The sequence below is a fragment of the Gordonia sp. OPL2 genome, from assembly GCF_003797825.1.
In the GTDB taxonomy this organism is placed as follows: Bacteria; Actinomycetota; Actinomycetes; order Mycobacteriales; family Mycobacteriaceae; genus Gordonia.
The window spans coordinates 114,005-135,587 of record NZ_RKME01000014.1; the positions used below are offsets into that span (position 1 = coordinate 114,005).

At 68.6% G+C, this 21,583-nt stretch carries 9 protein-coding genes; 6 read left to right on the forward strand and 3 right to left on the reverse strand.

The features are described from left to right. Window positions 1–4: 4 nt before the first annotated feature. A complete protein-coding gene (locus tag EEB19_RS14785; protein ID WP_187587558.1) occupies window positions 5–13,741 on the reverse strand; it encodes an amino acid adenylation domain-containing protein in 13,737 nt (4,578 codons plus the stop codon). 480 nt (window positions 13,742–14,221) lie between these two features. Between EEB19_RS14785 and rplN the strand changes: the two genes are divergently transcribed. From rplN to EEB19_RS14805, 4 genes are read left to right on the forward strand one after another with little or no spacing between them, the layout of a single operon-like run. Further along, the gene (gene rplN, locus EEB19_RS14790) at window positions 14,222–14,590 is read left to right on the forward strand and encodes a 50S ribosomal protein L14 (RefSeq protein ID WP_187587523.1); all 369 of its coding nucleotides are present in this window, start codon (window positions 14,222–14,224) and stop codon (window positions 14,588–14,590) included. A 1-nt stretch (window position 14,591) separates the two neighbouring features. Beyond that, window positions 14,592–14,909 carry a 50S ribosomal protein L24 gene (gene rplX / locus EEB19_RS14795; protein WP_187587525.1) on the forward strand — a complete coding sequence of 106 codons (318 nt, stop codon included), beginning with the start codon at window positions 14,592–14,594 and terminating at the stop codon, window positions 14,907–14,909. A gap of 1 nt (window position 14,910) precedes the next feature. After that, window positions 14,911–15,522: a 50S ribosomal protein L5 gene (gene rplE, locus EEB19_RS14800; protein WP_187587527.1), complete on the forward strand. Its 612-nt coding sequence runs from the start codon at window positions 14,911–14,913 to the stop codon at window positions 15,520–15,522. A gap of 1 nt (window position 15,523) precedes the next feature. Next, entirely contained in the window at window positions 15,524–15,709 is a 186-nt protein-coding gene (locus tag EEB19_RS14805) for a type Z 30S ribosomal protein S14 (protein ID WP_006338055.1), read from the forward strand. 163 nt (window positions 15,710–15,872) lie between these two features. Here the strand turns inward: EEB19_RS14805 and EEB19_RS14810 are convergent, their stop codons facing one another. Further along, window positions 15,873–16,475, reverse strand: coding sequence for a DUF4262 domain-containing protein (locus EEB19_RS14810; protein WP_187587529.1), 603 nt, complete (start codon window positions 16,473–16,475; stop codon window positions 15,873–15,875). A gap of 152 nt (window positions 16,476–16,627) precedes the next feature. Between EEB19_RS14810 and EEB19_RS14815 the strand changes: the two genes are divergently transcribed. Together EEB19_RS14815 and EEB19_RS14820 are read left to right on the forward strand one after the other, a co-directional pair. Then, window positions 16,628–18,304 carry an alpha-keto acid decarboxylase family protein gene (locus EEB19_RS14815; RefSeq protein WP_187587550.1) on the forward strand — a complete coding sequence of 559 codons (1,677 nt, stop codon included), beginning with the start codon at window positions 16,628–16,630 and terminating at the stop codon, window positions 18,302–18,304. Window positions 18,305–18,546: 242 nt separating this feature from the next. Next, complete coding sequence (locus EEB19_RS14820; RefSeq protein ID WP_262365680.1) at window positions 18,547–20,172, forward strand: HNH endonuclease signature motif containing protein; 1,626 nt, start codon at window positions 18,547–18,549, stop codon at window positions 20,170–20,172. A 26-nt stretch (window positions 20,173–20,198) separates the two neighbouring features. On the opposite strand, the gene EEB19_RS14825 is transcribed toward EEB19_RS14820, so the two are convergent. Beyond that, window positions 20,199–21,583: ATP-binding protein (locus tag EEB19_RS14825; RefSeq protein ID WP_187587552.1), on the reverse strand; the 1,385-nt coding region annotated here is incomplete at its 5' end.

Here is a 21,583-nt window from a genome sequence, read left to right on the forward strand (position 1 = left end):
GTTCTCACCCTTCGTTCGTGCGACGAGGGCGCGCGGATCGGTCGATCGCGGAGGAATAGTCGGAGACGTTCTCCGGCAGCAGCATCCGGGCGTGACTGCAGTCCACGGTGAACTCCGTGACGGTGCCGGTGATGCGTCCGTCCCAGTCCTGGACCGCGGGGCCGCCGGGCGGCGGGTCCGCCGTCGCGGTCACGAACACCGCGTCGCCGTGATACGTGCGCGGTCGCCAATCGGCGGCCAGCGGCGTGGCGGACAGGAAGGCGCGATGCACCCTGCCGAACTCGGCCTCGGTGAGCCCACCGAGCGGACCCCCGGCCTCGCGGACCGCCTGCCACGCCTCGGTGATCGTCGGTTCGCCGCCGTGGTCGGTCTCGGCGGAAAGGCCGAACTCGGCCAGCAGCTCGGCGACGGACGGCGTCTCGTCGTAGCCGGGACGGTCGGCGACCACGAACGAGTCGAGCAGCACGAGCTCGTCGACATCGTCACCGGCGGCCTGCAGTTGGATCGCCATCTCTTGAGCGATCAGTCCGCCGAGGGACCAGCCGAGGAGGTGATAGGGGCCGGCCGGTGCGATCTCCCGCATCCGCTGGATGTAGTGCGCGGCGAGTTCGCTGATCGACTGCGGTTCCGTCCCTCCCGACAGCATCGGGTTCTGCAGGCCGTACACGGGCCGGTCGGGATCGATGTGCGGCAGCAGCGAGGTGAAGCTCCACGACAGCCCGATGGCGGGATGCACCACGAACAGTGGTGCGACCTGCTCGGCCGACGACCTCGCGCGTCGCAGCGGGAGGACCGTCGCGAACGGATCGACGACACCGCGCCCCTCGACACCCTCCGGCGTTCCATGGCCGTCGACGATCGCGGCCAGCTCGGCCGGTGTCGGAGCGGTGAACAGGATGCCGGCGTTGATGTCGCGGCCGGAGGTCTCCGACAGGCGTGTCGTCACGGCGGTCGCCATCAACGAGTTGCCGCCGAGGTCGAAGAACCCGTCGTCGGCGCCGACCTCGGTGACATCGACGTCGAGTACCTCGGCGAAGAGCGCGGCGACGGTCGACTCGGTGCCGGGCCGCGGCGCGCGAGACGGCGCGCGACGCGGCGGTTCGGGCAGTGCCCGGCGATCCAGCTTCCCGACCGGCGTCATCGGTATCTCGTCGAGGACGGTGATCGACGCCGGCACCATGTGCCGGGGGAGCAGTGCCGCGACGTCACGCCGCAACGCCTCCGGATCCGGATCGTGGCCGCGCGTCGCGGTGACGTAGCTGCGCACCGAGGCGGGACCGCTTCCACCGTCGGCCGACGGGTTGTCGACGACCGTGACCGCGAAGTCGACGGCAGGTTGCGCGGCGAGGGCGTCGTCGATCTCGCCGAGCTCGATGCGGAAGCCACGCACCTGCACCTGGTTGTCGCCGCGACCGACGTAGCGCAGGCGTCCGTCGTCGGTCCACCGCACGAGATCTCCGGTGCGGTACATACGGGATCCGGCATAGCGCGGGCCGGCCACCATCGGTGCCGGGACGAACCGGGCAGCGGTGAGATCGGGCCGTCGGTGGTAGCCGCGGGTCACCTGATCGCCGATCAGATACAGCTCCCCGGTCACCCCAGGCGGCACCGGATGCAGACGGTCGTCGAGGACGAGCGCGGCGACACCGTTGTTGGGGGTACCGATGGTGAGGTCGGCGTCGGTCGACAGTTCCTCACTGCCCGTGGTGATCACGGTCGTCTCGGTCGGGCCGTAGACGTTGATGAGGGTGCGGCCCGGCGCCCAACGGCGCATGAGCTCGCTGCCGAATGCCTCGCCGCCGATCGCCAGCGCCTGCAGCGTGGGTACCGCGTGGGGATCCATGCTGGCCACCGCCGCCGGGGTGATGAAGGCGTGCGTGACACCATGGCGGTCGATGAAGTCGGCGAGCGGCGCGCCACCGTAGACGTCGGTCGGGGCGACGACGAGCGTCGCCGCGCCGGCCGAGGCCAGCAGGAACTCGAGCACGGAGGCATCGAAACTCGGTGACGCGAAATGGAGTACGCGCGACGACATGTTCGGCGCGAGACGCTCCCGCAGCTCGTCGCGTACCGCGGTCAGGCCCGAATGCGGAACCAGGACGCCCTTGGGCTTTCCGGTCGAGCCGGACGTGTAGATGATGTACGCGAGTTGATCCACGCGGATCTGCGTCGTCCGTTCGTCGTCACTCAGCGGTGCCGGCGACGAATGTCCGATCCGCCTGCGGACCGCCGGGTCGTCCAGCACGATCATCGGGGTGTCCGTGGTGACCGACGACCGCGCCTCCTCGGTGGTGACGACGAGGCAGGCGCCGCTGTCGTCGAGCATGTGCGCGATGCGGTCCGCGGGGTAGGTCGGATCGACCGGCACGTATGCGGCGCCGGAACGGATGATCGCCCAGATCGCGACGAGCGCCTCGATGGACCGTGGCACGGCCATCGCGACCACCGGTTCACCGGCGACCGCGTCGGCACCCTCCGAGTCCTCTGCCCGCGAACCGATCCCGCGACCGAGCAGGACGCGTGCCAGACGATTCGCCCGAGCATCGAGTTCGGCGTAGGTGATGGAGTCGTCCTCGGTCACCGCGGCGAGTCCGTTCGGGTTGCGTCGCACCGCCTCGTCGAGCAGCGCCCCGAATGTCACCGGACGCGACGGGCGTGGACCGGTGACCGGGCTGAACCGGGCCACCTCGAGCGGATCGGTGACACGGATGTCGCCGACGGCCCGCTGCGGGTCACAGATCATCGCCCGCACGACCCGCATCAGGCGGGTGACGAGTAGTTCGACATCGTCGCGGCGGTAGCGGCCTGCCGCGTAGGACACCTCGACCGAGGCGTTCTGCGCCGCCGGGCTCATCCCGGTGACGGTGAACTGCAGATCGAACTTGGCGGTCCCGGTGTCGATCTCGGAGACCTCGACGCCGAGGTCATCGTCGACCTCGAGCGCCGAACCATCGATGCCGTCGGCGAAATCGTGGACCGACAGCGCGATCTGGAAGAGCGGATGCCGCCCGGCCTCGCGCACGGGGTTGAGTTCACTGACCACGTCGTCGAACGGGACGTCGCGGTGATCGAGCGCCTCGAGGTCGTCGTCGCGGACGTCGGCGACCATGTCGGCGACACTGCGGCCCGGCTCGATCCGGGTCCGCAGGGCGAGGGTGTTGACGAACATGCCGACGACGCCGGAGAAGTCGAGCGCACCACCCGACCGCGGCGATCGGTTGGCCACCGGCGTCCCGACGACGACATCGCGGCCGAGACCCATGCGGTGCAACAGGATCGCCAGCGCACTGTGCAGCACGGAGAATGCCGTGGTGTTGTGGTCACGGACGAAACGGGTGAGTCCCTCGCGCACATCGTCGTCGATGGCGACGGTGGCCAGCGCCCCACGGTCGGACGGGGCCTCGTCGGCGACGGTGGCCGGGAGGGTCGTCTCGGTCGGGGCATCGGCCAGACGCGCCGTCCAATAGGCGAGGTCGTCTTCGGCCAGCCCCTCCGACGCCATCCGCAGGGCATAGTCCCGGAAGTCGACGTCGGCGGCCTGCCACGCCTCGGACCGGCCGGCGAGGCGCTCGCGGTAGGCGGTCAAGAGGTCGCCGATGAGCACCGGCAACGATGCGCCGTCGGCGGCGATGTGGTGGATCGCGAGGATCAACACGTGCTCCTCGCTGCCCGACGACGCGACGGCCGCGCGGAACGGCGGGTCGACGGTGAGGTCGAACGGGCGGGCGCAGATCTCGTCGGCAACCCCGGCGGGGTCGGCGTGACGGTGGACCCGTACCGAACCCACGACATCGGCGGGCTCGTCGAGCACGACGCCCACGGGTTCGCCGTCACGCACCGGGTAGACCGTGCGCAGCGCGGTGTGGCGGGTGACGACGTCCTCCAGCGCGCCCCGCAGGGCATCCACCGAGAGGCGGCCGGTCAGCCGCAACGAGAACGGCATCGTGTACTGCGTCGAGTCCGGCGCCGCCCGGGTCAGCGACCACAGTCGTCGCTGCACCGGCGCCAAGGGCACCGTCGACGGACGATCGGCGGGCGCGACGGGTTCCGGCGCCGGTGCCTCGTCGAGCGCATCGGGGACAGGATCGATCAGGGCGGCGAGTTCCGCGACGGTGGCGTTGTCGAAGACCTCGCGGACGCGCAGCGGTTGTCCGCGGTGGACATGGTTGAGTCGACTGGTGAGCGTGGTGGCCTGCAACGAGGTGCCGCCCAGTTCGAAGAAGTCGTCGGTCGACGAGACGTCGCGGACTCCGAGGACGTCGGCGAGTACCTGCGCGACGAGCTTCTCCGCCAACGACTCCGGAGCCGGACCCGACCCGGTGCGTGTCGTCGACGTCGGGGCCGGCAGCGCCGCGCGGTCGAGTTTGCCGTTGCGGGTCAGCGGGATCCGGTCGATGACCGTGATCGACGCGGGGACCATCTGGGCGGGCAGACGTCCGCGGACGGCGGCCAGGACGTCGGCGCCCTCCGGTCGGGCGTCGAGTGCGACGTCCTCGGCGATCGTCACGTACGAGACCAGGACGGCGTCGGCCCCGGTGCCGTGCACGAGGGTGGTGGCGAAGTCGACAGCCGGGTGCCGGCTGATCGCCGACGTCACCTCGTCGAGTTCGATGCGGAAGCCACGCACCTTCACCTGGTTGTCACTGCGTCCGTGGTAGATCAGTGCGCCGTTGGGTCGTCGGCTGACGACGTCGCCGGTCCGGTACATGACCCGGCCGTCGGCATCCGGCGCAGCCACGAAACGCGTTGCGGTGAGCTGGGTCCGGTTCAGGTAACCGCGGGCGACCCCGTCGCCGACGAGGTAGAGCTCGCCGGGAACCCGGTCGGGGAGGGGGCGCAGCCGATGATCGAGGACGAGTGCGGTGGCACCGTCGATCGGTGTGCCGATGGTGATCTCGTCGCCGGGCGACAGCGGCTGCGACATCGTCGTGACGATCGTGGTCTCGGTCGGTCCGTAGCAGTTGAGATAGCGCCGGCCCGGTGCCCATCGTGCGATCAGCTCGGGTGGTGACGCCTCACCGCCGACCGCCAGGGTCTCCAGCGACGGCAGGTCACGCGCGGCGGCCGCCGACAGTGCCGCGGGGGTGATGAATGCGTGGCTCACCGATTGCTCGGCCAGGAGATCGACGAGTTCGTCGCCGCCGTAGATCGTCGGCGGTGCGATGACCATGGTGGCCCCGGCCTCGACGGCGAGCAGCAGCTCGAGCATGGCCGCGTCGAAGCTCGGTGACGCGAAATGCAGGGTACGGCTCTCGTCCGTCACGCCGTAGCGGTCACGCTGGGCGGTGGCGAAGGCCGCCAGTCCGCGATGGGTGACGTTCACACCCTTCGGTTCGCCCGTCGACCCGGACGTGTAGATGACGTAGGCCGTGCTGTCGACGAGACGTGTCACCGGACGTACCGGCGCGGTGCCCATCACGCCGTCGGACTCCAACGACGTCGTGCTGACCCACCAGATGCGCTGCGGCAGTGTGCCGAACCGTTCGGCGGTGGTGATGCCGAGGATGGCGCCGGAGTCCGTGAGCATGTGGGTGACCCGCTCGGCGGGATATCGCGGATCGATCGGCAGGACGGCGGCGCCCGCCTTGGCGACGGCCCACACCGCGACGACGGACTCGATCGACCTCTCGAGTGCGACGGCGATGACATCTTCGGTGCCGACACCCAGCATGGTCAGCCGATGCGCCCATGCCGACGAACGCTCGTCGAGCGTGCGATAGGTGATCGTCTCCGACCCCGTGTCGATGGCGACCGTGTCGGCGTGCTCCGCGGCCGACGCCTCGAGGAGGTCGGCGAGGTGACGCGGAGCGGTCGCCGGGAGCGCCGTGGGACGAGGCGAGGTGAGGACGTGCTCGTCGATGCGCCGCCGTGGGTCGGCGACGATCTGACGGGCCAGCGACACGAACGCGTCGGCGATGGACTGCACGCGGGCGCGGGTCAGGACGTCGCCGGCGAAAGTGAATCGGGCGCGGTCGCCGCGAATGCGCAACTCGAGATCGAAACGCGCCGAGCCGGTGTCGACCTCTTCCGGTGTGACCTGGAGTCCCTCGAGATCGAGGGAGGGGCCGGTCGGCACGCGGCCGTCGGTGGTCTCCGCATCGAATGCGAGCACCACACCGAACAGCGGATGACGATCGTTGCGTGGAGGATTGACCGCAGCGACGACTTGCTCGAACGGCAGATCGGCCTGCGACAGTGCTTCGAGATCGTGGCGGCGCACGGTGTCGAGCACCTCGCCGAAGTCTGCCGATCCGTCGATCGGTGTGCGCAGCACGACGGAGTTGACGAACATGCCGACGAGGTCGGACAGGCGCGGATCGTTGCGTCCGGCGACCGGGGTGCCGATGACGACATCCGCACCCGCTCCTGCGACATGGACATCAGGGTCGGAGTGCAGCCGGTGCAGCAGGGCGGCGAACACGGCGTGCACCGTCATGAACTCGGTGGCCTTGCCGTCGGCCAGGGCGCGCAACTGCCCCCGGAGTCCGGCGTCGAACTCGACCTCGACCACACCGGTGTGGGCGGCATCGGAGGTCTCCGCGCTCTCCTCGGCGTCGTGATCGGGGAGCAGGACGGGGGAGGCGTCGATCCCCTCGAGTTCACGACGCCACCAGCGGGCGAGTTCGCCCAGCCGCGTCCCGTCCTGCCCGCCGACGTCGGCGTCGAGTTCGCGTGCGTCGATCGAGAGACCACGTTGCGGGTCGACACCCAGATTCTCGGCCTGCCACCGGAGGTAATCGCGGTAGCCGACCGTCAACGGTTCCTGCGCCGGTGATCGACCGTTGTGCAGGTCCGCGTATGCCCCGGCGATGTCGCGCGCCAGGGGCGTCATCGACCAGCCGTCGGCAGCGATGTGATGCACGACGATGGTCAGCTTGTGGTGGGCTGCAGACGGATCGGCCCGGTGATTCCGGGGCTCGTCGCCGTCGGACTCGATCCGATGCAGCGCGACCCGGATGGGGGCGTCGACGGTCAGGTCGAAACCGGCCCCGGCCAGGTGACGCGCATCCGCCGTCCAGCCCGCGTGATCGGTGACCTGCGCGGTGAGTTCCTTGATCACGTCGTCGGCCGGCCGCAGATCCATGACCGGACGTCCGTCGTGTTCCGGGTAGACAGTGCGCAGGGGTTCGTGGCGTCCGACGGCGTGCACCAGGGCGCCCGACAGGGCATCGATGTCCAGGTCGCCGCGCAGGTCGAGTGCGAACGCGATGTTGTACGCGCTCGCCGACATCTGACCGTCCGCCGAATCATCGGACTGGGCAAGACGATTGAGAAACCAGAGCTGCTGTTGCGCGGGGCCGGGGGCGACCACGGTGTCCGGGTCGTGCCGCAGCAGCGACAGCGGCCGCGAGTCCTGCTGGTCCTCGGGAACTGTTGCGTCGGTGCCGGTGCCGGTGCCCGTGTTGGTACCGGTGTCGCCCCCGGCGAGCCGGGCGAGAGCGGCAATCGTCGAGTGGTCGAAGATGTCGCGCACCGAGATTCGGCGTCCGTCGATCTCCTCCAGGCCGGCCACCAACTGGGTCGCGGAGAGCGAATTGCCCCCCAGGTCGAAGAAGTCGTGGTCGGCGCCGACGGTCGTGACGTCGATCCCGAGGTGGTCCGCGACGAGTGCGGCCACCCTCTGCTCGGCGGCGGTGCGCGGAGCGGTGTAGGGGGAGCCACCGTCGACGGTCCCGATCGAATCGGGCGCCGGGAGGGCACGCAGATCGACCTTGCCGATCGGGGTGGTCGGGATCTCGTCGAGCTCGATGATGACCGAGGGCACCATGTGTTTCGGCAGTCGCCGGCTCAGCCGCTCGCGGACGGTCGCCACGACGTCGTCGACGTCTCCATCGGCACTGTCGGCGAGAGTCACGTAGGCCACCAGCCGCGCGGACGCGGGCTCGCCGTGTGTCGTCGTGACCGCCGCGGTGACGGCGTCGTCGCTGACGAGGGCCGCATCGATCTCACCGAGTTCGATGCGGTGCCCGCGGATCTTGATCTGGTGATCGGCACGGCCACGGAACTCGAGGCGCCGTCCGGTCGACCCGCCGGTGTCGCCGCCACGGTCCGCCGTCCATCGGACGAGGTCTCCGGTACGGTACATCCGATCACCCGGGTCGCCATACGGGTTGGCCACGAAGCTCTTTGACGTCAGTGGCCGAACTCCGTGATAGCCGCGCGCCAGATGCGGACCGGCGATGTAGAGCTCACCGATCGCGCCGGGCGCCACCGGGCGCAGACGCTCGTCGAGCACCATCGCCGCGATGCCGCGGATGGGGCGACCGATGGTGAGGACCTCGTCGGCCGGACTGATGTCCTCGGACATCGTTGCGACGACCGTGGTCTCGGTGGGCCCGTAGGCGTTGAACAGTGATCTGCCGGCCGACCATCGGCGCACCACTTCGGGATTCGGGTGCTCGCCGCCGATCACCAGTGTGCGCAGGTCGGGCAGTTCATCGGGGTCCATCGTGGTCAACAGCGACGGGGTCAGGAACGCGTGGGTGATCCGACGCGCGCGCATGATGTCGGCGAGTTCGCGGCCGCCGACGATGCCCGGGGGCACGATGTGCATCGTCGCGGCGGCCGACACCGCCATCAGCACCTCGAGCACCGAGGCGTCGAAGCTCGGCGAGGCCAACTGCATGGTGCGGCTGTCCGGGCTGAGGCCGAAATGGCTGACCTGCTCGGCGGCGAAGTCGGACAGCCCGCGGTGACTGACGATGACACCCTTCGGCGTGCCGGTGGTGCCGGAGGTGTAGATCAGGTAGGCGGGGTGGTCGACGGCGAGTGGGGCCAGTCGATCGTCGTCGACGACCGGACCGGGATCCTGGGCGGCGAACTCTTCGCGGAGCGTGTCGTCGTCGAGGCGCAGTGAACGGACGCCGTCGGCCCCCGGATCGCTCGTCGAGTCGGTGACGACCAGGGCCGCGCCCGAGTTCTCGATCATGAAAGCGATACGCGCAGCGGGATAGTCCGGATCGACGGGCACCCAGGCCGCCCCGGAGCGGGCGATCGCCCACAGGGTGACCATCCAGCGGACCCCGCGCGGCATCGACACCGCGACGAATCGTTCCGGGCCGGCGCCGTGGGCGATGAGCAGGCGCGCCAACCGGTTCGACGCCTCGTCGAGTTCGGCGTAGGTCAGGTCGTGGGTTCTGTCGGACAACGCGGTGCGCTGCGGTTCCGCTGCCACGGCGGCGTCGAGCAGTCGCGACAGATGTTCGACGGGGCGGCGGCCCGCGCCGACCGCGGGGACGAGGTCGAGACGTTCCATCGGGTCGAGCATCGACACGTCACCGATGGTGACCTGGGGGTCACGCACGACCGCGTCGACCACCCGGCGCAGGCGCTGGGCGAGTGCGGCGACCGTGGCGCGGTCGAACAGCGATGTCGCATAGCCGATCTCGATGCCGAGCCCGCCCGGTCCGCCATCGGCGGCGGTGTGTTCGGTGAAGGTGAACTGCAGGTCGAACTTCGTGTGTCCGGTGTCGATCCGCGATGCGGTCGCCGACAGGCCGGCGAACTCGAGGTCGATCGCGGAGCTGTCCTCGACGGCGACCGAGACCTGGAACAGCGGATGGACGTTGCCCCGTTCGGGATTGAGCTCGGTCACCAGGCGATCGAACGGTACCTCGGCGTGCTCGAAGGCGGCGAGGTCACGATCGCGAACCCGCCCGAGCAGGTCGGAGAACGACGCGTCCTTGTCCACCTCGGTACGCAGCACGACGGTGTTGACGAACATGCCGACCATCGGGTCGAGTTCGGCGTCACCGCGACCGGAGACCGGTGTGCCGACGGTGATGTCCGGGTTCTGCGACATGCCACGCAGCAGGGCGGCAACCATCGCGTGGCAGACCATGAAGACGGTGGAGTCGGTGCTGTCGGCGATCTGCCGGACGCTCCGGTGCACCGCCGCGTCGACGCCGCTGTGGATGGTGGCGCCGGTCGGGTCGGGTAGCCGGGTGCGCGGACGGTCGAACGGCAACTCGGTCTCACCCGGTGAGCCGGCGAGCTCGGTCCGCCAGAAGTCCAGTTCGTCGTCGATGGTCGCATCGAGAACGGCGTGGCGCCGTGCGCTGACCTCCGAGTAGGTGACGGGCAGGGGTTCCAGTTCCGGTGTGTCACCGTCTCGGCGGGCGCGGTAGGCCTCGGCGAGATCGGTCGCCAGAGGTGCGAGCGACCAGCCGTCGGCGGCGATGTGATGGATGACGACGGTCAGGTTGTGGTCGTCGTCGCCGGTGCGGACGATCCGTGCGCGGATCGGCAGATCGCGTGCGAGATCGAAGGGCGCGGACGCGAACTCGCGAACCGGCAGCGCGCTGTCGGCATCGGAGACCGGCACGTCGATCTCGACGCGATCCGCATCGACGACGTCGGCGTAGGGTGTGCCGGCGTCGTCGGTCACCCTGGTGCGCAACGGTTCGTGACGGGCGACGATGTCGAGCAGTGCCGACTTGAGCGCGTCGGTGTCGAGCTCGCCGACGAGCCGCACGGTGAACGGGATGTTGTACGTCGCGGCCGCCGACTGATCCATCCGGTTGGTCAGCCACAGGCGGGTGGCTGCGGGGGAGAGCGGGACCGGACCGGACGGCACCGGGACGGAGACGTCGGCCACGGGGTCGGTGTGGTGTTCGTCGGCGGGCACGCCGGCGGCGACGAGTGCGGCCGCGACACCGGCGATGTCGGCGGCATCGAAGATGCTGCGGATGCCGATCCGCTCACCGGTCGCCCGCGAGAGCCGGGCGGCCACGCGGGTGGCCGAGAGCGAGTTGCCCCCGATCTCGAAGAAGTTGTCGGACATGGAGACCTCGTCCACGCCGACCACTGTCGCCACGGTGCGGGCCACGAGTTCCTCGAGTGGGTTACGTGGTGCGAGGTGCTCGGTGCCGGTGGCGCGCTCCGGAGCCGGGAGTGCCCGGCGGTCGAGCTTGCCGTTGGCCGTGGTCGGCAGATCGTCGAGCACGAGGATCGCGGTCGGGACCATGTGATCGGGGACGTGGTCGGCCACCTCGGCCCGCAGATCACGCTCGGCGAGGTCGCCGTGTCCGCTGACATATCCGACGACGGCGACGGAGTCGGCGACGAGGTCGCCGCGGACGACGACCGCTGCGGCGCGCACACCGTCGACACGGTGCAGCGCCGCCTCGATCTCGCCGAGTTCGACGCGCTGGCCGCGGATCTTGATCTGGGAGTCGCTGCGCCCGAGGTACTCGAGTTCGCCGTCCGCGCGACGACGCACGAGATCGCCGGTGCGGTAGAGACGTTCGCCGGAACCCGACGGGTCGGCGATGAACCGCCCTGCGGTCAGATCGGCACGATGGGCATAGCCCCGGGCCAGTTGGACCCCGCCGAGGTAGAGCTCGCCGACGGCGCCGACCGGCTGGGGGGCGAGTCGATGGTCGAGGACGTACGCCCCGGTGTTCCAGACCGGCGCGCCGATGGGGACCGTGTCGGCGTCGGCGTCGCAGCGGTCGTGGAAGGTCACATCGATCGCGGCCTCGGTGGGGCCGTAGAGGTTGTGCACGGGGGCGTCCGTCAGCCGGGCGGTCGCCGCCACCGTCTCCGGGGTGAGCGCCTCGCCGCTGGTGAAGATCTGCCGCAGCGAATCGAGATCGTCGCCGGTGGCCGCGACGTCATCGGCGTGGGCTGTCGCGAACGCCGTCAGCATCGACGGCACGAAATGGGTCGTCGTGATCCCCTGGGCGGCGATGATGTCGCGTAGATACCACGGGTCACGGTGTCCGTCGGGCGACGGGATGACCAGCGCGGCTCCGGAGACCAACGGCCAGAAGAACTCCCAGACCGACACGTCGAATGTGGCCGGGGTCTTCTGCAGGACCCGGTCGCTGCCGGTCAGCGTGTATCGCGACTGCATCCACCGGAGCCGGTTGACGATCGAGCGGTGCGAGATCACCACGCCCTTGGGCATTCCGGTGGAGCCCGAGGTGAACAGCACGTACGCGGGATGATCACCGCGGACCGCGGCGGGCGGATGCCGTTGTCCGGCCGGTGCCGTGTCCGGACGGGACAGAGCCTGCAGGACGACGGTGTCGACGCCGGGGGCGCGGAAGCCGTCGTCGGCGATCACCAGCGCCGGGCGCGCGGTCTCGAGGATGTGGGTGAGGCGTTCGGCTGGTTCGGTCGGGTCGATCGGCAGGAAGGCGCCGCCGGCACGGATGGTGGCATGCAGGCCGACGAGCTGGTCGATGCCACGCGGGAGTGCCACGCCGACAACACTTTCCGCACCGATGCCGCGCGCGCGGAGCCCGTCCGCAGCAGCGTCGGCCCGCCGCGAGAGTTCGTCGTAGGACAGCGTGGTGCCGTCGTCGGTGATGAGCGCGGGCTGCCCGGCATGCCGACAGGCCGCGCCGGTGAGGAGGTCCACGAGGGTGGTGTCGCCGAGATCGACGTGCTCACCGACGGCCGCGCGGTTCGCCGCGGCCGCCTCGTCGGCGCCCATCAGCGGGAGGTCGGTCACCGGGGTCGTCGGGTCGGCCTGTACGAAGCGCTCGAGGAACGCGATGATCCGATCGTGGTGGGTGACGATCTCGTTGCGCGAGTAGACGTTCGGATTGGCCTCGAGGTCGAGGCGCATACCGCCGGTGAAGCCGTCGTAGACGTTGATGGACGCGTCTTCGACGGGGCCGGTGGACAGCACGTTCAGTTCGCCGCGGAGGGTGCCGAAGTCGATGTGCTCGAAGAACAGCATCACGTTGACCATCGGGCCGAAGAAGCCTCGCCGGCCACCGGGGCTGGCGAGGACGTCCCCGGTGATGTCCTCGTGGCGGAACTTCTGGTGACGCACGGCCTCTTTGATCTCGCCGTTCACCGCGGTCAGCAGATCGGCCGTGGTGATCGGCCGCCCGCTGCCGTCGTCGATGCGCGCGCGGATGGGCACCACGTTCGACGTGAGTCCGGCGGATGTCCGGAGGATCTCGCGTTCGCGCGCGGCCATCGGGAGGCTGAGCATCATCTCGTCGCGGTCGTTGAGGCGCGCGAGATAGGTGGCCACCGCCGCGGTGATCACCGACGCGGGACGGACGCGGTGTGCCTTCGCCAGTCCCCGGATGGTGTCGACGAGGTCGGCGGGCAGGGTGTGATCGCGCACGGTCGCCGTCGGTGCGGCGACCGCCGTCCGCGGGGACAGGGAGGTGACCTCGGGGATCTCTCCGTCGTCGAGGAGTCGCGACGCCCAGTGATCGCGGTCCGCGGTGAACTGGTCCGACGCGCGGTATTCGGCGTCGAAGTCGGCGATATCGGCCATCGACGCGATGTCGGCGGGCGGGACGTCGGTGCCGTCGACGATCGCGGTGTAGTGCTGGGCGACGCGCAACATCATGTACATCGCGGCATAGCCGTCGAATGCCAGGTGATGGCCCCAGCAGTACCAGATGTGGTGTGTGTCACCGAGACGCAGGAGGTACGTCTGCAAGAGGTGGTCGGTGTAGAGGTCGGTCGGGGTGCCGCGGTGCTCGTCGATCCAGGCCATCGCCGCAGCGCGCGGGTCGTCGGCATCGGCGAAGTCGCGCCGCCCGAGAGTGACGCGACGATCGGTGTCGACGAGGGTCTGCGGTTCGCCGTCCTCGGTGGGGACGAGGCGCAACAGGCCCGACTCCGTCTCGGCGGCGGTGGCCGCGACCGCGCGGTCCATCACGTCGGCGTCGACGGCGTCGCGGAACTCGGCGAACGCCGCGACGGACATGGGCACGTCCGGATCGATCTGCTGTGCATAGAAGATGCCCCGCTGAGCGGCGGTCATCGGGATCGTCCGGGTGTGATGCGCCTCGTCCCGGTCGTCGGTGGGTCCATCGGTCCGGATGACGTTGTCCGTGGTCACGCAGTCCTCCCTCGTGTCGGCGGTTGGCTCGGCCGGGTGGCCGATGCGTTGGCCGTCTATGGGTGCTTCGCGCGGGCGTCAGGTACAGATTGGTCGGATTCGAATCCGCCTCGCCCGGCCGTCCGCCCGCGGTGGAGTCCCCCCGGACACCGGACGGCGGGTTTGCCGGAGCCGACCGCGGTCAAACCCCCACCGGCAGGGATTTGGTCCCGACCTGCGGTTTCCCCTACACTTGTGGGGTTGCCTGCGGCATTGACGTGCCGCAAATCGGTTCGCGAACCCACTGGGATGACCGTCGGAAGACGAAAACCCCAGGCAGGCGCGTGTTCGGTGGGCGACAGACCGTGTGCGTCGGGTCGGCAATCCGGCGGACATCAACATCCAGGTCAAGGAGATTGACGAGTGATTCAGCAGGAATCTCGCCTGCGGGTCGCCGACAACACCGGTGCAAAGGAAATCCTCTGCATCCGCGTGCTGGGCGGTTCCTCGCGGCGCTACGCCGGCATTGGTGACGTGATCGTCGCCACTGTCAAAGACGCCATCCCGGGCGGCAACGTCAAAAAGGGTGAGGTCGTCAAGGCGGTCATCGTGCGCACCACCAAGGAGCGCCGTCGTCCGGACGGAAGCTACATCCGTTTCGACGAGAACGCCGCCGTCATCCTCAAGGGTGAGAGCGACCCCCGCGGGACCCGCATCTTCGGCCCGGTCGGCCGTGAGCTGCGTGAGAAGCGTTTCATGAAGATCGTGTCGCTGGCACCGGAGGTGATCTGACATGAAGGTCCACAAGGGTGACACCGTGATCGTCATCTCGGGCAAGGACAAGGGCGCCAAGGGCAAGGTCATCCAGGCCTTCCCGAAGGAGCAGCGGGTCCTGGTCGAGGGCGTCAACCGCATCAAGAAGCACACCGCCGCCTCGGCGAACGAGCGTGGCGCATCCTCCGGCGGCATCGTGACCCAGGAAGCCAAGATCCACGTCTCGAACGTGATGGTCGTGGATTCCGACGGCAACCCGACTCGCGTGGGCTACCGCGTCGACGAGGAGACCGGCAAGAAGGTCCGGATTTCCCGCAAGAACGGGAAGGACATCTGATATGACCAGCACCGAAATCGAGAACGGCTCCGCAAGCTCCGCCGAGACCAAGAACCAGCCGCGCCTGAAGACTCGCTACCGCGAGGAGATCAAGGACGCGCTGAACAAAGAATTCTCCTACGACAACGTGATGCAGATCCCGGGTGTCGTCAAGGTCGTCGTCAACATGGGTGTGGGCGACGCCGCTCGCGACGCCAAGTTGATCAACGGCGCCGTCGAGGATCTGGCCCTGATCACCGGTCAGCGTCCGGAGATCCGTCGGGCACGCAAGTCGATCGCGCAGTTCAAGCTGCGCGAGGGCATGCCGATCGGTGCCCGCGCCACGCTGCGCGGCGACCGCATGTGGGAGTTCCTGGACCGCCTCGTGTCCATCGCGCTCCCGCGTATCCGCGACTTCCGTGGTCTGTCTGATCGCCAGTTCGACGGCAACGGCAACTACACGTTCGGACTGAACGAGCAGTCGATGTTCCACGAGATCAACATCGACAAGATCGATCGCCCGCGCGGTATGGACATCACCGTCGTCACCTCGGCAACCACCGACGAGGAAGGCCGCGCGCTGCTCCGTCAGCTCGGCTTCCCGTTCAAAGACAACTCCGTGAAGGACAACTGACATGGCAAAGAAGGCTCTGGTCAACAAGGCCAACAAGAAGCCCAAGTTCGCCGTGCGGGGCTACACCCGGTGCAACAAGTGCGGTCGCCCGCACTCGGTGTTCCGCAAGTTCGGCCTTTGCCGTGTGTGCCTGCGCGAGATGGCACACGCCGGTGAGCTCCCGGGCGTGCAAAAGTCCAGCTGGTGACTTCCCCGATTTCGTAGTACGAACACGCGGTAGCCGCGGGTTCGTACTACGGGATCAACAAGTTTGACGAACGGCCCCACCTTCCTGGCGGAGGGTGGGGCCATTCGCATTCGTACCGTCTGCAGTCTGCCGTCGGACAACGGCCACTCGTCATCTCAGGACATCAGTACTTCCGTCGCGCAGCCGCCCGTCGTTGCGCACGATTCGCACCCTGGTGCCGGTTGATCACCCGGGATCCACGCACCCGGTCCGACCCGGTGGCGACGACGCCCTTGACCTCCTGGTCGGCAGGGCGGAGCGAATAGCCGTCGTCCCAGGGGAGGCGTCCGTGATCGTCAGGCCAGATGGCCTGTAGCGCAGGTGAATCCGGGAACAGTTCGTTCGTGATGTGCAAATCGTCCTTGTCGATCATCTCGATCAGACGTACCGGAACCTCGATCGAGCTGAGCCGCACGTCGATGCCCCGGGTCACGGCATCGTGCCAGTCGTGGGTGTGGAAGACGTCGCCGAGCTCGTTGAGGACCTCTCGACTCGTCCAGGCGTCGAGTCCGTACACGGCGAACTCCGGTATGCCGTGCAGTCCCAGGCCGGACGTGTACGCAAACGAGCAGTCCGGCGACGAACAGGTCCCCGACCGACACGAGCATTGCTCGCTGATGGCGGTCACCGCCCAGCCGTGTGCCCGGATCCGATTGATCGTGTCCTGGATCACCGGGTTCGGGTGCCAGCGACGCAGACCCCGGATGGCGGCGGCGTGATCGGACATGATTCGCTCCTTTGTTCGAAGGTGCGATCGAGTAGACCAGAGCGGTCCGACAAGGTCGCGACCGATGTGATCGCTTTGTGAGAGGGATCCGGTGAAGTCGGACAGAATCGACAGGGCCGGGGCCCCGACAACGACGACTGACAGGCGCACGCATGACGACTCCGTACACCGTTGCCGATCACCTCTTCGATCGGTTGGTCGAACTCGGCGTCGACACCGTCTTCGGGGTACCCGGCGACTTCACCCTGGGACTCCTCGACCACATCGACGACCGTGACGACCTCTCGTGGGTCGGTACCGCCAACGAACTCGGCGCGGGCTACGCCGCGGATGGCTACGCCCGGATGCGCGGGGTCGGTGTCGTGTGCTCGACCTTCGGAGTGGGCGAACTCAGCGCGATCAACGCCGTCGCGGGTGCCTACGCCGAACACGTGGCGGTCCTTCATCTCGTCGGGTCGCCGACCGAACCCGTGCAGGCCGCCGGGAGGCCGACCCATCATTCGCTCGGCGACGGCGACTTCGACCACACGCTGCGCATGACCGCCGAGGTGACGGTGGCGCAGGCGAAACTGACCGAGGCGACCGCCCCGGGAGAGATCGACCGTGTCTTGGCGACAATGGTGGCGCTCCGTCAGCCGGGCTACCTGTCGCTGCCGGCCGACGTCGCCGAGGCGCCCTGCACACCGCCGTCGGAACCCCTCGCGGTGCCGGCGGCGACGACGGACACGACGGTGCTGCGCCAGTTCACCGCGGCTGCACGACGTTTGCTCGACGGGCGACCCCCGGTCGTCCTGGCCGACATCTACGTCCACCGGGCCGGCGCACAGGACGAACTCGATCGGTTGATCAAGGTCGGTGGCCTCCGCTATGCGTCGCTGCTCTGGGGGCGACGGGTGGTCGACGAGAGCGGCCCCGGCTATCTCGGACTGTATCTCGGGGCCGCGAGCAGTCCGGCGGTCCGTGACGCCATCGAGAACGCTCCCTGCCTCGTCACCGCCGGCGTCTACTTCACCGACCTCATCTCCGGCTTCTTCAGCCAGCACCTCGACGCCAACCGGCGGATCGACCTACAGCCACACACCGCCGTGGTCGCGGGGGAGGTGTTCACCGGTATCGAGATGAGGGATGCGCTCGCCGCACTGACAGACGTGACCCCGCCGGCGGACCCGGCCGACGAAGTACCGGCCCCGACACCCGACTCGGTGCCCGTGACCGACTCGTCCGACGCGAATTCACCTCTGTCGCAGGCGGTGCTATGGGAGCGCGTGGCGATGGCGTTGACATCGTCGGACATCGTCCTCGCCGATCAGGGCACGTCCTTCTACGGGATGGCCGGTCAGCATCTGCCGCACGGAGCGGTGTTCATCGGTCAGCCGCTGTGGGCATCGATCGGCTACACCCTGCCGGCCATCGTCGGTGCCGCCGTCGCCGCCCCGGAACGACGCCCGGTACTCCTGATCGGTGATGGTGCAGCCCAATTGACCATCGCCGAGCTCGGCACCGTCATCCGCCTGCGCATCCCCGCGGTGATCGTCGTGGTCAACAACAACGGGTACACGGTCGAGCGGGCGATCCACGGGCCGGCCAAGGCCTACAACGACATCGCTGCGTGGAACTGGACTGCGCTGCCCGCCGCATTCGGTGGTACTCCGGATACCGTCCGTGCCCACCGGGTGGCCACGGCGAACGAGTTGTCGGCGGCACTCGCCGACGCAGCCGAGCACCCCGGCATGCTGACCCTGATCGAGGCGGTCACCGGAGAACTCGACGTGCCCCCGGTCCTGGAGGCGGTTGCCGCGGCGGCGGCGAAGGCGAACACGACGTCGTGAGGTGACGGAGGTTCCGTCCGCCCGGTGGAGGTGCCCATCCTGTGAGGTCGGTTCGGCCGGGCGATGTCCCAGATGTCACCTCAGCAGACGACCATGGCGTCCGGGGCGTCGGCGGTCGTCTGAGATGTCATCTGGGACAGGCCCTCACGGCTGGTCGACGAGTTCGTCGACAAACCGCGGCATCTGAGGGTGCCGGCCAAGGAGGTCACGTTCTTGTCGGTGGTCGAATGTATGTTTGATTCATGACTTCGACAGCTCCCTTGGTGGCCCGCCTGGCCGAGGATGAGCAGCACTCGGCGACTGAGCTCGTGGAGGTGTTGCATCATTGCAACGCCGTGCGGGCCAGTGCCGATTACCGGATGATCCAGGCGGCCAGCCTGATCCACGATGAGCGTGAGCAGGAGTATCTGGCGCGGATCGCTGCCGGTGTCGGGACCGGCGAGGCCACCACCCTGGCCGAGCTCGAGCAGCTGGCCCAGCGGGCGGCGGCCGGAGCCGACCCCCGCGCACAGTACGGGCCCACCGGTCTCGATCACGCCGTCGCCGAAGTCGGTGCCGCACTGACGGTCGCGCCTGCCCGGGCCCGCGAGTTGATCGAGGCGGGCAACGTGATGCGCCATCACCTGCCGTTCACCGGCGCGACCCTGGCGTCCGGACGTATCGATGTGGCGCGCTTGCTGATCGCGGTGCGTCGAGTCGCGTTCTGCTCCACGGAGACACTGCACCTGATCGACACCGACCTCGCCGAGGCGATCGACACCCGTGAACCCATGTCGCTGACACGGTTTCAGGCGATGGTCGACAAGATCATCGCGCAGATCGATCCCTCGGCCCTGCAGCGTCGACGCGAGCGTGTCGACGCCGACCGCAACGTCTCGCTACGTCCCGATCGCCACACCCCCGGCCAGTCGCGGATCTCCGGGGCCCTGCCCGCGGAGAAAGCCGCCGCGGTCGATGCCCGGCTGACCTCGATGGCCGCCTCGGTCCACCCCGGCGACCCCCGCACCCTCGAGCAGCGCCGCGCCGATGCGTTGGTGGCCCTCGCCGAGGGCATCACCACCCTGGCATGCCGCTGCGAGGCCTGCACCACCCACCAGGCCGACGCGGAACTCGACACACCAGCCGAGTCGGGCGCACCAGCGCCCGTACCGGAGACGGAGCCGACGGCGGACCTCGAAGCCGAGTCCGACACCGATACCGGCGAATCCGCCATCGCCGAGGACACGCCTGCTCCGGTCCCCGACACCACACCACGCCCGACGTTTCACATCGTGGTCAACCTGAGCACCCTGCTCGGCCACGACAACGATCCGGCCATGCTCGACGGGCACGGGGTGATCGATGCCGACACCGCACGTCAATTGCTCAGCGAGGCACGCAGAACCTACGTGCGTACCGACCTGTCGACGTCACCGCAGGCCATCGCCCGTTATGCACCGTCGAAGAAGGTGGCCGACCTCGTGCGGGCCGGCGAGTTGTGCTGCAGTTTCCCCGGCTGCAACAACCGGGTCTGGCACACCGACCTCGACCACTCCGTCCCGCACGGCGACGGCGGCCCAACCCATCCTCGAAACCTCAAGCCTCTGTGTCGTTTTCACCACCGGCTGAAAACCTTCGGCATCGGCTGGCGTGACTATCAGGATCCGATGGGAACCGTGTTCTTCCAGTCACCCACCGGCCACACGTATCTGGGCAACGCGTTCACCGGCCGCGACCTGTTCACCAGTCTCACCACCACCGCACATCCACCCGACCACCCCGCCCGACAACGCATCGACACACTCCGAGCCGACCGCACCGCAGCCGCTCGGCGTGCCGACAAACGTGCCACCGACCGGTGGAACAAAGACAACCCACCACCGTTCTGAGCGCGGCGCAGACGCGTCGTCGCGGCTCAGCCGGCCGATTCGCGAGCGATCTCGACGACCTCTTCCTCGGTGGGTGGGCTCTTCGGGTGATGGCTCAGACACAGTGGGGTCGAGATCTTCGCGAACCCGCCACCCTCGCGGGCGACATAGAAGACACCGGTTCGTAGTCGGCCGACGTCGTCGATGGAACTGCCCTTCGCGCGGGCGATCTCGCGCGCGGTCTCGATCTGCACCGGTGCGTTGAGCATGCCGAAGAACTGCGTGGCCGAGTTCCCGGGGATCTTGGCGTTCAATCCCTTCGGCGCCTGCGTCGCGAACACGAGGCCGAGCCCGTACTTGCGCGCCTGCGATACGAGCGCGAGCGTGCTCTGCGAACACGCCGTACCGCGGTCGGACGGTGCGTAGTTCTGCGCCTCGTCCATGACGAAGAGCCCACCGAGGGGACGATCGCCGGCGGGATGCTTCTTGATCCACGCGAACAACGCCATCTGCAGTTCGTTGACGAAGTTGGACCGTTTGTCGTCACTCGAGAGCGCAGCGAGATTGATGACCGACACGCGTGCGCGGTAGCCGGGGGACGGGGTGAGCAACACCCCGGGATCAGCTGGCGCGCCGGCTCCACCGAAGAGCGGGTCGTTGGCGCGAGCGGCTTTCAGGTTCTCGGCCATGTCCGCCGCGTACCGACGAGCCTCCCGAAGCCCGCTGACACCATCGGGAAGGTCGGTCAGCAGATCGATGAGTTCAGCGATTCCGCCGTGTCCCTGCCGCCCGAAGTATCGGAGCGCATCCTTCAGGACCGCTTGGGACTGTGACGCCTTCGCCGTTCGTCCGCCGACCAACGCACGTGGAATCAGCCCGGCGGCAGCGGCCTCGACCGCTGCCTCGAACTCATCGGGATCGTCGACGACGTCGGCGAAGTCGGGCAGGGGTCGAAAGCTGAGCGGACGTCCCGAGGAGCGTCCCGGCGTGAACACCGCGACCTCGGTGTCGGCGAAATACTGTTTCGCCTTCCGCTCTTCCAGTTCGCTCGACCAGGTTCGTTGACCGTCCGGCCACGGCATGCCGAGGCGTGCGAGGTCGTTGTTGACGTCGAGCACGATCGACGAGACCCCCTGCAGAGCACATTCTTCGATCATGCGGCGTATGAGGACGGTCTTCCCCGATCCGGAACCCGCGAAGATGGCGGTGTGCTTGCGCAGTGCCTCGAGCGTCACCGACACATCGGGTCCACCGGCCACCGGGGACCCGAGCGTGATCGATGAAACCGTCTGGACTGCACTGTGACTCGCGGAAGGCGGTATTCGATCAGCGACCGCGACGGGGCCCGGTGAGGCCACTGCTGCGGACCCTCGGAGATCAGCCGGGCCTGCCGACGGGACACCGTTGTGTACCGCCGCTTGTGGTGGCAGGG

What these genes read in the sequence shown, in the direction of transcription:
- EEB19_RS14785 (WP_187587558.1), bottom strand. Translation starts at nt 13,741, where the DNA reads ATGACCGCCGCTCAGCGGGGCATCTTCTATGCACAGCAGATCGATCCG.
- rplX (WP_187587525.1), top strand. Translation starts at nt 14,592, where the DNA reads ATGAAGGTCCACAAGGGTGACACCGTGATCGTCATCTCGGGCAAGGAC.
- rplE (WP_187587527.1), top strand. Translation starts at nt 14,911, where the DNA reads ATGACCAGCACCGAAATCGAGAACGGCTCCGCAAGCTCCGCCGAGACC.
- EEB19_RS14805 (WP_006338055.1), top strand. Translation starts at nt 15,524, where the DNA reads ATGGCAAAGAAGGCTCTGGTCAACAAGGCCAACAAGAAGCCCAAGTTC.
- EEB19_RS14810 (WP_187587529.1), bottom strand. Translation starts at nt 16,475, where the DNA reads ATGTCCGATCACGCCGCCGCCATCCGGGGTCTGCGTCGCTGGCACCCG.
- EEB19_RS14815 (WP_187587550.1), top strand. Translation starts at nt 16,628, where the DNA reads ATGACGACTCCGTACACCGTTGCCGATCACCTCTTCGATCGGTTGGTC.
- EEB19_RS14820 (WP_262365680.1), top strand. Translation starts at nt 18,547, where the DNA reads ATGACTTCGACAGCTCCCTTGGTGGCCCGCCTGGCCGAGGATGAGCAG.